The sequence below is a fragment of the Nitrospirillum amazonense genome, from assembly GCF_029594735.1.
Classification (GTDB): domain Bacteria; phylum Pseudomonadota; class Alphaproteobacteria; order Azospirillales; family Azospirillaceae; genus Nitrospirillum; species Nitrospirillum amazonense.
Genome location: NZ_JARPAF010000003.1, coordinates 512,351 through 526,091 on the forward strand (window position 1 = coordinate 512,351; position 13,741 = coordinate 526,091).

Below are 13,741 nucleotides of genomic sequence, written 5' to 3' on the forward strand. Positions count from 1 at the left end.
ATATGAAATGACGTATCTAATATATCAGTTGCGACTCAACCGTCTCAACCGAATGGATACGTGATGAAACTGGCCCGTTACGGCGCCCCCGGCCATGAACGCCCCGCCCTGCTGGATGCCCAGGGCGCCCCGCGCGACCTGACCGGCATCGTCGATGACATCGCCGGCGACGTGCTGACCAGCGCCGGCCTGGCGCGGCTGGCGGCCATCGACCCCGCCACGCTGCCCGCCCTGCCGGCGGGCCAGCGCATCGGGCCAGCCGTCGGGCGCGTGGGCAAGATGATCTGCGTGGGCCTGAACTTCCGCGACCATGCGGCGGAATCCAACCTGCCCCTGCCCAGCCAGCCCATCATCTTCATGAAGGCCACCACCGCCATCTGCGGCCCCAACGACGACATCGTCATCCCCTACGGCTCGGTGAAGACGGATTGGGAGGTGGAGCTGGGCGTGGTCATCGGCGACACCGCCCGCCATGTGCCGCTGGAAAAGGCGCTGGACCACGTGGCCGGCTATGTCCTGATCAACGACCTGTCGGAGCGTGAATTCCAGCTGGAGCATGGCGGCCAATGGGTGAAGGGCAAGAGCTGCGACACCTTCGGCCCCATCGGCCCCTTCCTGGCGACCAAGGATGACATCCCCGACCCGCAGGCCCTGGGCATGTGGCTGACGGTCAACGGCCATCGCTACCAGAACGGCACCTCGGCGGAGATGGTGTTCGGCGTGGCCCACCTGGTCAGCTACATCAGCCGCTACATGACCCTGATGCCGGGTGACGTCATCAGCACGGGCACCCCCGCCGGCGTGGGCCTGGGCCAGACCCCGCCCACCTATCTCAAGCCCGGCGACGTGATCGAACTGGGCATCGACGGCCTGGGCACGCAGCGCCAGCGCACCGTGGCCTGGAGCGCGGTGGCGCAGAACACGGTGGCCCAGAACACGGTGGAATAGCATGGCGCTGGACCCCTCTTCCCTGGGCGCGCTCGGCTTCGGGGCCGCGCCCATCGGCAACCTCTACCGCGCCATGCCGGAGGAGGACGCCGAGGCCACCATCCGGTCGGCCCTGGAGGCCGGCATCCGCTACCTCGACACCGCCCCGCACTATGGCTTCGGCCTGTCGGAGAAGCGCCTGGGCCGCATCCTGTCCGCCTTGGACCCGGAGGGGAAGCTCATCCTCTCCACCAAGGTGGGCCGGCGGCTGGACCCGGTGCCGGACGCCGACTTGACCCGGGTGCGCCAGGGCTTCGTGACGCCGGAACCGTTCGAGAGCCGCTTCGACTATTCCTACGACGCGGTCATGCGCTCCTATGAGGCCAGCCGGCAACGGCTGGGGCGGGAGCGCATCGACATCCTCTACGTCCACGACATCGGCCGTTACGTCCACGGCGACCGCCATGCGGAGACGTTCCGCCAATTCATGGCGGGCGGCTACCGCGCGCTGCGGGAGCTGCGCGACGGCGGGGCCGTGGGCGCCATCGGCCTGGGCGTGAACGAGTGGGAGGTCTGCGTCGAGGCGCTGGCCCACGGCGATTACGACCTGATGCTGCTGGCCGGCCGCTACACCCTGCTGGACCAGTCGTCGCTGGACGTGTTCCTGCCGCTGTGCGCGCAACGGGGCGTCAGCATCGTCATCGGCGGCCCCTACAACTCCGGCATCCTGGCCACCGGCGTGAAGGGCCCCGGCCCCGTCAACTACCAGTACCAGCCGGCCCCGCCCGACATCGTGGCCCGCGTGGCCGCCATCGAGGCGGTGTGCGACGCCCACGGCGTGCCCCTCGCAGCGGCGGCCCTGCAATTCCCCCTGGCCCATGGCCAGGTGGTCTCCGTCATCCCCGGCATGGACAGTCCGCGTCAGGTGGAACGGGCCGTCAGCCTGGTCCGCCACCCCATCCCCACCGCCCTGTGGGCGGACCTGAAACACCAGGGTCTGCTGCGCGCCGATGCGCCGGTGCCTGTTTAATCAGGCCGCTCCAGTCCCCTGACGCTCCCCGCAAAACTGCGGCGGATGCGGTCGCATCCTAGGGCGGCATGCCGCTGACATCACCTGAAGGAAACACCATCATGGGACGCCTTGAAGGCAAGACCGCCATCGTCACCGCCGCCGGCCAGGGCATCGGCCGCTCCAGTGCCGAGCTGTTCGCCCGCGAGGGCGCGCGGGTCATCGCGCTGGATATCAACCCCGAAACGCTGGCCAGCATGACGGGCGTGGAGACCCGCACCCTGAACCTGCTGGACGGCGTGGCCATTCAGGCGCTGGCCGAAGACATCGGCGGCATCGACGTGCTGTTCAACTGTGCTGGCTATGTCCACGCCGGCACGCTGGCCACGACGGCGGAAAAGGACCTGGACTTCTCCTACGACCTGAACGTCAAGGCGGCCTTCCGCATGATCCAAGCCTTCCTGCCCGGCATGATCGCGCGCGGCGGCGGCTCCATCGTCAACATGTCGTCGGTGGCGGGCTCGGTCCTGGGCGTGGCCAACCGCTTCGCCTACGGCGTGACCAAGGCCGCCGTCATTGGCCTGACCAAGTCGGTCGCCGTGGACTTCGTGGGCCGGAACATCCGCTGCAACGCCATCTGCCCCGGCACGGTGCAGTCGCCCTCGCTGGATGAGCGGCTGGCCGCGACGGGCGATGCCGACGCCGCCCGCGCCGCCTTCGTCGCCCGCCAGCCCATGGGCCGCATCGGCCGGCCGGAGGAGATCGCGGAACTGGCCCTCTATCTCGCGTCCGACCTTTCCTCCTACACTACCGGCACGATCAACGTCATCGACGGCGGCTGGTCGAACGCCTGACGGCGCTGTCGACGTTCGATACCAGTGGCATGAGGTTCTCATGCCACTGTAGGACGCGACCGCGTCCGCCGGAGATTTCCGGGGAACGCAGGGGACTGGAAATCGAGGAAGCCAAGCGGCCGGATGGCCGCGCCCGGCGATTGAGGGGCGGCCTTTGATCGGTCACGATCAAAGGGCAAGATGGAGACTTCCGCATGATCATTTCCTCTCCTCGTGATTTCCGGGAGGCGGCCAGGCGCCGCCTCCCCCGCTTCCTGTTCGACTATGCCGACGGCGGTGCGGGGACGGAGCAGACGATGCGCCGCAACGTTGACGACCTCGCCGACCTGGCGCTGCGCCAGCGCGTGCTGAAGAACGTGGCCGACATCACGCTGGGCACCCGCCTGTTCGGGCAGGACGTCGCCCTGCCCGTGGCCCTGGGGCCGGTCGGCATCTCCGGCATGTTCCGCCGGCGGGGGGAGGTGCAGGCGGCCCGCGCCGCCAACCGGGCGCGCCTGCCCTTCTGCCTGTCCACCGTCTCCATCTGCTCATTGGCGGAGGTGGCGGCGGGCACGGACGGGCCGCTGTGGTTCCAGCTCTACGTCATCCGCGATCGCGGCTTCATGCGCGAGCTGCTGGCCAACGCCAAGGCGCTGGGGGCCAAGGCCCTGGTGTTCACGGTGGACATGCCGGTGCCCGGCACCCGCTACCGCGACGCGCATTCCGGCATGTCCGGTCCCAACGCGCCGCTGCGCCGCGTGCTGCAGGCCGTGGCCAAGCCCGCCTGGGCCTGGGACGTGGGCCTCCACGGCCGTCCCCACCGGCTGGGCAACCTGGAGCCGGTGCTGGGCGACAAGAGCGGCCTGAACGACTACATGGGCTGGCTGGGTTCCAACTTCGACCCGTCCATCTGCTGGCAGGATCTGGAGTGGATCCGCCAGGGCTGGGACGGCCCCCTGATCATCAAGGGCATCCTGGACCCCGACGACGCCCGCGCGGCCGCCGACATCGGCGCCGACGGCATCGTCGTCTCCAACCACGGAGGCCGGCAGCTGGACGGCGTGCTGTCCTCGGCCAAGGCCCTGCCCGCCATCGCCGACGCGGTGGGCGACCGCCTGACCGTGCTGGCCGACGGCGGCGTCCGCTCCGGCCTGGACGTGGTGCGCATGCTGGCCCTGGGCGCCAAGGGCGTCCTGCTGGGCCGCGCCTGGCTCTACGCCATGGCCGCGCGCGGCGAGGCCGGGGTCACCCAGCTGCTGGAGATCTACGCCAAGGAAATGAAGGTCGCCATGGCGCTGACGGGCGTGCGCGGCGTGGGGGAGATCGACCGGTCGATCCTGGCGTGAGAGGGAACCTCTTTTCATGACAGAACGCGCCGTTGTGCGCCTCTACCCGCTAATCTGCGATGACCCAAAAAGAACCCCACCCCGTTACCGGGGTAGGGGGTGGGAGGTTGGTGGAAGAAACGCCGGTCTGGGAGAAACCGGGTGAGATGCCGGGAGCCTAAAACTTCACGCGCACGCCGGCGGCGAAGCGGCGGCCGGTGGTGCGGTACTCTTTGGTGCGGTCGGGCGTGGTGGAGTAGATGAACTCGTTCTCGTCCGTCAGGTTCAGGCCTTCCAGGGTGAGGGAGATGTTCTGCGTCAGGTCGTAGGACAGGCTGGCGTCCAGCTGGCCGTAGGCGTCGAAATATTCCGGATCGCCGTTGCGGCCGCTGGCCACCTGCAGGAACTTGTCGCGCCAGGTGTAGGCCAGGCGGGCCTGGACGCCGTACTTCTCATAGAAGGCGACCAGGCTGTAGGAGTATTTGGACAGGCCCTGCAGGCCATAGCTGGCGCCGCTGACCACGTTGGCGTACTGGGCGTCGCTTTCCACGTAGGTGAAGCTGGCCTGCCCGCCCAGGCCGTCGAACGGCCCCGGCAGCCTGTCGAATACCTGGCGGTAGCCGACCTCCAGCCCCTTCACCGTGGCGCCCTTGCCGTTGGTGGGCTGGGTCACCTGGAACACCACCTGATCCACCTTCTGCGGCGTCGTGGCCTGGGCCACGAAGCTGTCGATGTTCTTGTAGAACAGGGCGGCCGACAGCATGGACAGGGGCTGGAAGTACCATTCCAGGCCGAATTCCGCCTGTGAGGCGCGGAAAGGGTTCAGGTCGGGGTTGCCCTTGGTGATCTGCTCGTTGCCCGGGTTGGACAGGATGGTCTGGGCCGGCGACAGGTCGGACAGGGTCGGGCGGGTCATGACGCGGGAGGTGGCGAAGCGGGCCACCAGGTCGTCGGTCAGGTCCAGCTTGACGTTCAGCGACGGCAGGACGTCGGTGTAGTGGCCGCTGAAGCTGATGGGCTGGACATCCGACAGCACGATGAGGTTCTGGCCCTGGCCGTTGGGCTTGGCGCTCAGCACGGTCTGCGCGGCACCGGCGCTGGTGTACGTCGTGTCCTCGATACGCACGCCGGTGTTGACGGACAGGGGCAGGCCGCCGATCTCCGTCTTCAGGTCGAACATGAGGTAGCCCAGGTTCACCTTCTCCTTCACGCGGGAGCTGGCGGCCGGGTCGGCCACGGGCCGGGTAAAGATGCCCTCCGGCCGCGACAGCAGGTAGTTGACCATGGCGTGCGGATCGTAGGTGATCCAGTTCCGCACGATGTTGTCGCTCTGGTACTTGGAGAAGAAGTCCATGGTCGTCGGCGTGAACAGCGACGACGGCAGCAGCACCGCGCCGCCGCAATAGGCGCAGGACACGGAACCCGGCTGGCTGATGGCGTCCGCCGTCTTGGTGCGTTCCTGGTGCGACGCGCCGGCGGAGATGGAGATGCCGCCGCCGGGGTCCCAGGTGCCGTCCAGCTTCGCCTCGTTGATCTCATCCTTGTAGTCGGTGCCGCCCCACAGGTTGTAGTGGGCCCCGACGTGGTTCACGTCGGTCGCGACGTTGGGAATGGTGGGCGAGGTGAAGTTATAGTCGTAGATCGGGCTGCCGTTGCGCCGGTCGAACGTCATGGTCATGTCGCGGCGGCGGATGGTGGAGAAGATGCTGTCTTCCTTGCCGTTGCGCGTCGCCTGCGAGGTGGAGGCGTCGAACACCAGCTTGAAGGCGTCCTTGTGCCAGGCGGTGTTCAGGCCCACCAGGTAGGTTTCGGTCAGGCGCGGGGTGTAGGTGACGATCTCGTCCACCGTGCCGCCGACGATCTTCTGATAGACGGCGGAGCCGTTCTTGACCACCTGGTCGACCAGCGTGCCGGAGGAGAAGTCGTAGGCCAGGCCCTGCGACTGGTCGATCTGGTCCATCTTGGTATAGAAGCCGTCCAGCGTGAACGTCAGGTTGTCGTTCGGCTGGTACTGGACGGTGCCGTTCAGGCCCGTGCGCTTGCGCGACGTCTCATAAAAGAAGGGCGACAGGTTGGACGGCATGTCCACGCCGGTAAAGCTGCCCACGCCGGGGGCGGTGCGGCCGTACCAGTAGTCGGTAGGGTCGACGTTGCCGCGCTTCACATGGCCGGCGCCGATGTCGAACTCGTCATCGCGGCTGTCGCGCTTCTCGTAAGAGGCCACCAGCGCCACGCCGAAGGTCGATCCCGGATTGTGCCAGCTGACGACGCCGGACAGCGAGGGGTTGGTGCTGTCCGCCAGCTCGCCATACAGCGCGCGGGCGCTGCCGGCCACCACCAGGTCCTGCTTCTGCTCCAGCGGGCGTACCGTGCGGATGTTCACCGTGGCGCCGATGGAGGCGCCATTGATGTTGGCGCTGGGGCTCTTGTAGACGTCGGCGCCGGAAATCAGTTCGGAGGGCAGGACGTCGAAGCTGAACTCACGGCCCACGTTCTCCGTGGCCAGGGTGCGGCCGTTCAGGGTGACGGTGTTGAACTGGGGTCCCAGGCCGCGGACCGAGATGAACTGACCGTCGCCACGGTTGCGATCGATGGCGACACCGGTGATGCGCTGCAGGGATTCGGCCACGTTCTGGTCCGGCATCTTGCCCAGGTCTTCACTGGCGATGCTGTCGACGACGTTGACCGAATTGCGCTTGATCTCGGTGGCCACCTGCAGGGAGCGCTTGATGCCCGTGACCACGATCTCTTCCAGGCCCTGGTCGTCGGTGGCCGGTGTCGCCGCCTGCTGAGCGAAGGCCGTGCCTACCGTGGCATGCAGCAGGGCGCAGCACGCCACACCTTGGGCGAGCCCCATCAACGTACGCTTCATTATGAACGTCCTCTCCCTGATCGATGGGCTTATGACAGCGAGATGCCAGTGCCCGTTGTTTGAAATATCAGTGCCACGTTATGAAATTCCATGCAACGGCTTTTCTGCACTCAGCCACATCAAAAATGAGATTGGGGAATGGATGGCGCGGGGCGCGATTTCGCTACAGCGTTAGGCAGCCGGCAACGCGCAAGACCGGCGGCATTCGCGCCGCCGGCCTCGTTCCAAACCCGCAATGACCGTGACTCTCGGGCAGGCGGCCCAAGCGCGCCGGGCCCGCTTCTCCTCCCAGGCGCGGACCTCGTGCCAGCCGGTCGGAAACAGAATTCCTTGAAGTCGGGCCGCCCGCGCAGGTTCTCCCCATCCACTTCAAGCCTAACGGGCCCGATTCCGGCTGTGAGGGAGCCTATGAAGCCATCGCCACGGCACCCCTGTTAGGTCTCCGGCAGCTGGAAGATCAAATGTATGGCGGCAGCCTCGACCTATCAGATCTACGGGCCCTGCTGCCGTGCATAAATTATCCTGAAACCCTGACCAAATGTTCGGAAATAACTATATATTTCAATAACATGGTGCTTAGCGGGACGGGGGTCTGGCCAATTTCAGCGTGATTTGGCCACTTTATGTGTTGGGGGACACTGTTGTCCTCTAACACATAACTTGGCCAACGGGGGCACGGCGGCTGCGGGTTCTGGGCGTTAATCTATCTTAATTTTGGCCAAGCCTTCGAGAAATCAAATTGGCGGGGCGCCTGCTACACCACGCGGGGGGACATGACCAGGGTAAGCGTCAGCGGATCGGCGAGCAGTTCAAGGGTTGACGGCCTTCTTCATTCTTGAAGCGCTGGCGATCCGCTTAAGAGTAATGCGGATCTGCTCTTCATCGATATCGTCGGGGTCGTAGGGGCCGCCGTACCATTCGAGGGCTTCCTTCTTCTTTTTGCTGCCTCTGCCCTTGTCGGGCCCGGCGATGTCATCGAGGAAGTCGTAGTAGCCGGGAACTCCGCCGCAATCCTCGGGCGGGCAGCGCCGCTCGCCACCAAGGAACTGGGGATAGGGCTGGTCCGGCTGAGCGGCCTCGACGCGCTCGATGATGATCTGGTGTTCCCAGTTGTCGCCCATGTCGTAGACGTAGCCGAACGTCTCGACACCGGCATCGAGCAACTTTTGTAGCTTGATCGTGCTGGCGCGCTTGATAGTGCGCCCCCAGTCCATGCCATCGGGATCGGGAAGGCCGTAGGTGGCCCCCTCGACCTCGAACTCCCACAGATGGTAGTCGAGCCAGCCCATGGCGGCCTGGATGATCTTGTGGAGCGCCGCGAGGCTGGTGGTGCCGCGCACGGCAACGCGGCGCCAGACCAGGGGTTCGGTATGGAGCAGTTCGATGCGCAGGATGGCAAGGGTGTCGGCGGTCATGCCGCGAGTTTGTCAGCCCGGCGCATCCAGTTCCAGGGCAGAAGTTCGGCCAGCCGGTTGATCGGATGCCCCTTGGCCATGCGGTCCAGGACATCCGCCAGATAGGCCTCGGGGTCGAGCCCGTTCAGCTTCGCCGTCTCCAGGACGGAGTAGAGGAGTGCCGCCCGGTCGCCGCCCGCCTCGGAACCCAGGAACAGGAAGTTCTTCCTGGTGATCGCGATGCCACGCAGGGAGCGTTCGGCGGGGTTGTTGTCGATGGCGATGCGGCCGTCGGCGACATAGAGGGTGAGCGCGTCCCAGCGGTTCAGCGCATATCCGATCGCCTTGCCCAGCGTGTTCTTGGCCGACAGGCGCCGCTGCTGCGCCTCCAGCCATGGCTTGAGGTCGTCGAGGATGGGAACGGCGAGCTGCTGTCGCGCGTCCCGGCGCTGTTCGGCCGACAGGCCGGTGATCGCGGCCTCGACCTCGTAGAGCCGCCCGATCCGGCGCAAGGCCTCTTCAGCGATCGGCGACTTGGTCTTCTCGTACTGGTCGTAGAGATGCCGCCGCGCATGGGCCCAACAGGCCGCGTGGACGACGCCCGATGGGACGATACCGGGCGGGGCCAGGCCCGATGGCCGGGTCAGGGCCTCATAGCCCGTGTAGGCGTCGGCCTGGATCACGCCGCTGAATCCGGAGAGATGCTCACGCGGGCGCTCACCCTTGCGGTCCGGGCTGAAGCGATAGAACGCCGCCGGCGCATGATCGCCACACCAGGGCCGCTCATCGACCAGGTAGGTCCAGAGCCGACCGAGCCTGGTCTGGCCGTTGCCCGGCGCCAGCACCTTGATCGGCGTGTCGTCGGTGTGGATGACCGGCGCCGCCATCACATGGGCGCCAATCAGACCGGCCAGGGGGGCCACCCACCAGGCGGCATGGCCGACCCAATCGGCCAAGGTCGCGCGCTCGATCGCGATGCCCTCGCGTGCCAGGATCGCCGATTGCCGGTAGAGCGGCAGCCCGTCCAGGTACTTCGACACCACGACATTGGCCAGCAGGCCGGGCCCGGGGCGGCCCTTCTCCACCGGCAGGTCCGGGGCCGGCGCCTGGAGGATGGCCTCGCATGCCCGGCAGGAGAGCTTCGGCCGGATGTGGCGGATCACCTTGAGCCGGGCCGGGATCTTCTCCAGCACCTCGGTCACGTCCTCGCCCAGCCGGGAGAAATGCGTGCCGCCGCAGCCGGGGCAGACGTCACCGGGGGAATGGACGATCTCCTCGCGTGGCAGGTGCTCCGGTAGGGGACGGCGCACCGGATGGTGCTGATCCCGCTGGCGTCGTTCCGGGGCCGCGTTCCCGGCATCCAGCGACGGCGCTGTCCGGGTGGCCTCGCCTTCCTCCAGGTCTTCCAGCATCAGTTCCAGTTGGGCGATCTGCCGGTCGAGCTTCTCCGACGAGCGGCCGAACTGCATCCGGCGCAGCTTGGCCAGTTGGGCCTTGTACTGCTCGATCAGGAGGCGCGCGCCGGTCAACTCCGCCCGCGCCGCGGCCAGTTCGGCCTCGCGTTCGGCGAGCCTGGCACGGAGCTCGGCGATCTCTGCGGCGGCGTCGGTCATGGAACGGATTCTACCCGAAAACGCCGCCGTCGGCAGGGTGGTGGACAGCACCCGAGTCACTATGACGCGCCGGGGGCCACATGGGACCGAGCGCGCTCAGCAGGCCGCGTCCGGTTGCCAGGTGCGCACCGGCGTCCGCCAATCGATCCCTTCCAGCAGCATGGAAACCTGGGCGGCGGTGAGCGCGACCGAACCCTCCCTGGCCTGCGGCCAGACGAACCGGCCGCGCTCCAGCCGCTTGGAGAACAGGCAAAGGCCCTGGCCGTCCCACCATAGAATCTTGATCAGGTCGCCACGCCGCCCCCGGAAGGCGTAAAGCGCGCCGTCATGGGGATCGAGCCTCAGCATCGTCTGCACCTGGGCGGCTAGGCTGTCGAACCCGCGGCGCATGTCGGTCGCGCCGCACGCCAGGTAGATGCGCACATTGCCCGGAATACCGATCACGAAAATGCCGCCAAAACCCGTCGCAAGGCCGCCTCGCCGACATCACCGGTGATCCGCAGCCTCACGCCGGTCGGCAGCTCGACCTCGATCATGCCGATGGAAATGGGGGCCTGCTCCGCCGCTTCAGGAACGACCGCCGGTTCGGGCAACGCCGCATCGGCAACGACCGAAACCGGAACGAACCCCGTCAACTCACCCGACCGGAACTGCTTGCGCCACGTCGACAGCTGACCGGTGCTGATACCGTGCATGCGGCACGTCAGGCTCGGCGACGACCCCGGCGCCACACTCTGCGCCAGAACCCGCAGCTTCTCCTCGGTACTCCAGCGCCGCCGACGCTCCGGGCCGCCCAAAACCTCGCCGTGCAGCTCCGAAGCGCTCGTATGAGCACTTCGAAGCGCCTCCTTGCCGATCACCGTCACGTCATCCATGCGTCCACCACTCAAGCCGAGCGGCAAGCATGCCCATCAATAACGCCATGGGAAGGCGGGGCTGCGCTGACGCTTACTGACCAGGTTGAACGAATTGGAGTTTAAAATGCCACTCGGCTCATGGGCTGATGCCTCAGGTAAATCCAGCGCGGTTCAAACCGATGCACGTGGCGCAACAACGGCAAGGCATGCAAAGACATTCGCCCTTTGCAATGGAGCAACGTGCTGAACTATCTCGCCTCTTAACCTCAAACTTTCACCACCCAGCACAGTATGAAATTTATATACAGCCCCTGTCGGGCGACAATACTCAGTGAAGATATGTTATTTTTCGGCAAACGGGAGTCTATCCAAGATAGCATCAAATACTTAATCCAAGTATTTTACGTAATTTTTGTCAGCCTATCTTGTTCCGCTTATTTTATTCTGAAAACGCCAGATCTTTCCGTTCTCGATCAAACCTCTCAGCTCGGCCAACGAGTCACGGCCAGTGCCGGCACACTGCCGGTCAAGTTCCCGGAGGAGGTGGGCATATTCATTACGGAGGTTGGTCGCGAAAATGCCCGGATCGTCCGAACCCACACAGACACTCATCCTCTCGCCCGGCCCATTCAAGCCCAGCCAACGGAATACGTGATGCTCGGCATAGGACCGGTAAACACTTATCCGGACATTACTGGTCGGCAGTGTCTCAAGTACGATGCCACGCGCATTGATCTTCTTCAGAACGCAGTCCTGTAGCAGCCGCATCTGCTCGGAGTTCAAAGGCTCGTCCATCGCCTCACAATCGACGGCGATCATCTCCTCACTGCGGCGGACCACCTCGCCATAACCCGCGGCGCCATGATGGCGGATGAAGAGGTCGTAGGCCTTCTGGTTCTTCCGGGCCTCGTCTACTCTGACAAACTCTGCCTCCAACGCCCGGTCGAAAGCGGTCAGACGCGAGCCGGACAGGCCGAAGGCCACCAGAGGATCAAGCCCCCGCATCTCCCAAGCTTCGTACAGGAGGTCGGGCGGCTCCGCCCCGCCATAGATATCCCGGGAGAGCCGAGCGATTTCGGTGCCGAGTTTGACGACCGCCCCACTTTCCCCCGCCTCGGACAGCAGGCGATAGGCCAAAACCAAGTCGTCCAGCCGCTGCCCTCGGGTCAGCGTAATGACGGTGCCCATGCGCTCGCGCCACAGCGCCGGTTCGATACCAACGGCTGTTGCGTGGCCGATCCGGTCGCCGCGTTGCAAGCCCACCAGCTTGATTGTCTCATACACCGCCCGGATGCCGGTAAGCAGGTGAATGAAGTCCTCTCCGGCATGATAGCTAAAATGGTTGAAGCCGGCCTTACGGATCGTCCGGAACAGGGGGGCGAAGACCTCCGGGGGCGCGTGCAGTTCGTTAGCGGCAGCGTCGAACCCCACCAAGTAGCGGCGTAGACGGGGATATTGCCGCACTAATTGCGACAGGACACTCCACTGGGTCCGCAGCCTCTGGCGAAGCGCATAATGTCGGCAGGGAAACTCGGACACACCGGGCTTCCACGAATCCTTCATTTTCACGAAATGCGCAACTAGCGCCAGGCGCAACCGCTTGCCGTCGGCTGGCGGCTGCCAATCATCAAGGAGGTCTCCGAGGGTCGGTCGCTTGTTATCGAACCGGCGGCCATGGAAACGCTGATAGCCTTGTATGATGCCGGCGAACAATGCTGCCATATCGTTCCGGTCCACCTTTGGCGCGAAGCGGCCCTCCATCAGATCCAAGTCTCCCGACTCAGTGAAGTCGAGCTGACGAAATCTGTTCTCATAGGCCTTTTCGGTAAGCTCACGCAGCTCGTTTACCGTGATCTTCTGAAATTGATCGAACCCGTACTGGTCCCGTTGCTGGACCAGCATACGCATGAACTGTGACTGGAGAAGCAGATAACAGTAGACGGCATGAACCAACCAGTCGGCGACCCTTTCTTCCAATGCGGAGAGGATGGCCGCCAGGAACAACGCTTCCTGCATCAGGGGCGTGACATCCGCCATCCCGCCATAAGCGCTTTCGATCGGATGCTCGGTCGCGGGAAACGGCCAATCCGTTTCGAACTCCCAGGCCGGCGTATCGCCCGCCATCAATTCGGCCAGCTGACGGTTGGAAAAACCCTCAAACCTCGCCGGTTTCCGTCCGGCTAGAGGCAGGATGACGGCATAGGTCAGCAACCGCCTTAGCCGCCGGGCGACGTGCAAGCGCCGCAACAACTCTCGATGAGTGAGTGTCCGGTCATCCTGTTGCAGTTGCTCAATCACCTCGCTGTTCAGTTCCGACTTCAGGAACTGCAGGGCGAAGCCCTTTGGCTTAGCCATCGCATCCAGCCAAACCAACTCCGTTTCCGTTCCACCGTTGAGATGCATGTGCATCTCATCCAGCCCCAGCGTCCGGATCAAATGATCCAGTCGAGGCTCCCGCACTGTTGGCAGGGAACTGTAACGGACCTGCGGCCGGACAAAGGTCTTCAGAAATTCAGCCGCTTCCAGCCGTGGCAAACGGCCGCCGAACGGGTGACGCCGCCGCAGCGCGTCGGCTACGACAAGCAAGGGCGGAACATCGGTCAGTAGTTCCTGCCACGCCTCGAACCGTTCCATCGGGACACAATAGTGGCGGTGCCCATCTTCCTGAAGAAAGGTGGCCCGCATCCAGCCAACCGTGCCGACCAGCAAATCCGATAAGGATTTATACTGCCCGACGGTCCTTTCCTTTGCAGCCTTCAGGAAATGGTCCGGACGGCTAGGATCGCCCGCCCGCCCCCGCAGGAACAGCCCGCGCTGAATGTCATCATTGAAATTCGGCAGGCGCCCCGACAGATAAATCCGCAGGGCATCAACATGCCGAAAGACCTCCCGATAGAACAACTCCATCGCG

General features: G+C 65.1%; 10 protein-coding genes. 4 read left to right on the top strand and 6 right to left on the bottom strand.

The annotated features are described in order from the left end of the window. Positions 1-63: 63 nt before the first annotated feature. The 4 genes from P5F91_RS20430 (at position 64) to lldD (ending at position 4,115) form a co-directional block, all read left to right on the top strand. Positions 64-948, top strand: a complete 885-nt coding sequence (locus P5F91_RS20430) for a fumarylacetoacetate hydrolase family protein (protein WP_277908120.1) — start codon at positions 64-66, stop codon at positions 946-948. Position 949: 1 nt separating this feature from the next. After that, entirely contained in the window at positions 950-1,957 is a 1,008-nt protein-coding gene (locus P5F91_RS20435; protein ID WP_277908121.1) for an aldo/keto reductase, read from the top strand. A gap of 101 nt (positions 1,958-2,058) precedes the next feature. Next, positions 2,059-2,790 carry an SDR family oxidoreductase gene (locus P5F91_RS20440; protein WP_211106996.1) on the top strand — a complete coding sequence of 244 codons (732 nt, stop codon included), beginning with the start codon at positions 2,059-2,061 and terminating at the stop codon, positions 2,788-2,790. A 194-nt stretch (positions 2,791-2,984) separates the two neighbouring features. Beyond that, positions 2,985-4,115 carry an FMN-dependent L-lactate dehydrogenase LldD gene (lldD, locus tag P5F91_RS20445; RefSeq protein WP_277908122.1) on the top strand — a complete coding sequence of 377 codons (1,131 nt, stop codon included), beginning with the start codon at positions 2,985-2,987 and terminating at the stop codon, positions 4,113-4,115. A gap of 157 nt (positions 4,116-4,272) precedes the next feature. Here lldD and P5F91_RS20450 read toward each other — a convergent pair whose 3' ends face one another. From P5F91_RS20450 to P5F91_RS20475, 6 genes are all read right to left on the bottom strand, one after another. After that, positions 4,273-6,966, bottom strand: coding sequence for a TonB-dependent receptor (locus tag P5F91_RS20450; RefSeq protein ID WP_277908123.1), 2,694 nt, complete (start codon positions 6,964-6,966; stop codon positions 4,273-4,275). Between the two features lie 809 nt (positions 6,967-7,775). Beyond that, positions 7,776-8,381, bottom strand: a complete 606-nt coding sequence (locus P5F91_RS20455) for a plasmid pRiA4b ORF-3 family protein (protein WP_277908124.1) — start codon at positions 8,379-8,381, stop codon at positions 7,776-7,778. Then, a complete protein-coding gene (gene tnpC, locus P5F91_RS20460) occupies positions 8,378-9,973 on the bottom strand; it encodes an IS66 family transposase (protein WP_277908125.1) in 1,596 nt (531 codons plus the stop codon). The genes P5F91_RS20455 and tnpC overlap by 4 nt, the downstream gene beginning before the upstream one ends. A gap of 96 nt (positions 9,974-10,069) precedes the next feature. After that, positions 10,070-10,417: an IS66 family insertion sequence element accessory protein TnpB gene (tnpB, locus tag P5F91_RS20465; protein ID WP_088874767.1), complete on the bottom strand. Its 348-nt coding sequence runs from the start codon at positions 10,415-10,417 to the stop codon at positions 10,070-10,072. Further along, on the bottom strand, positions 10,414-10,848 hold the full coding sequence (gene tnpA, locus P5F91_RS20470; protein WP_277908126.1) for an IS66-like element accessory protein TnpA: 435 nt from the start codon (positions 10,846-10,848) through the stop codon (positions 10,414-10,416). Before tnpA ends, tnpB begins: the two co-directional genes overlap by 4 nt. Positions 10,849-11,250: 402 nt before the next feature. Next, entirely contained in the window at positions 11,251-13,737 is a 2,487-nt protein-coding gene (locus P5F91_RS20475; RefSeq protein WP_277908127.1) for an amidohydrolase family protein, read from the bottom strand. Positions 13,738-13,741 lie beyond the last annotated feature (4 nt).

Excerpts from the sequence above, each read along its gene's own strand:
- lldD (WP_277908122.1), top strand. The coding sequence starts at position 2,985 with ATGATCATTTCCTCTCCTCGTGATTTCCGGGAGGCGGCCAGGCGCCGC.
- P5F91_RS20455 (WP_277908124.1), bottom strand. The coding sequence starts at position 8,381 with ATGACCGCCGACACCCTTGCCATCCTGCGCATCGAACTGCTCCATACC.
- tnpC (WP_277908125.1), bottom strand. The coding sequence starts at position 9,973 with ATGACCGACGCCGCCGCAGAGATCGCCGAGCTCCGTGCCAGGCTCGCC.
- P5F91_RS20435 (WP_277908121.1), top strand. The coding sequence starts at position 950 with ATGGCGCTGGACCCCTCTTCCCTGGGCGCGCTCGGCTTCGGGGCCGCG.
- P5F91_RS20475 (WP_277908127.1), bottom strand. The coding sequence starts at position 13,737 with ATGGAGTTGTTCTATCGGGAGGTCTTTCGGCATGTTGATGCCCTGCGG.
- P5F91_RS20430 (WP_277908120.1), top strand. The coding sequence starts at position 64 with ATGAAACTGGCCCGTTACGGCGCCCCCGGCCATGAACGCCCCGCCCTG.
- tnpA (WP_277908126.1), bottom strand. The coding sequence starts at position 10,848 with ATGGATGACGTGACGGTGATCGGCAAGGAGGCGCTTCGAAGTGCTCAT.
- P5F91_RS20440 (WP_211106996.1), top strand. The coding sequence starts at position 2,059 with ATGGGACGCCTTGAAGGCAAGACCGCCATCGTCACCGCCGCCGGCCAG.
- P5F91_RS20450 (WP_277908123.1), bottom strand. The coding sequence starts at position 6,966 with ATGAAGCGTACGTTGATGGGGCTCGCCCAAGGTGTGGCGTGCTGCGCC.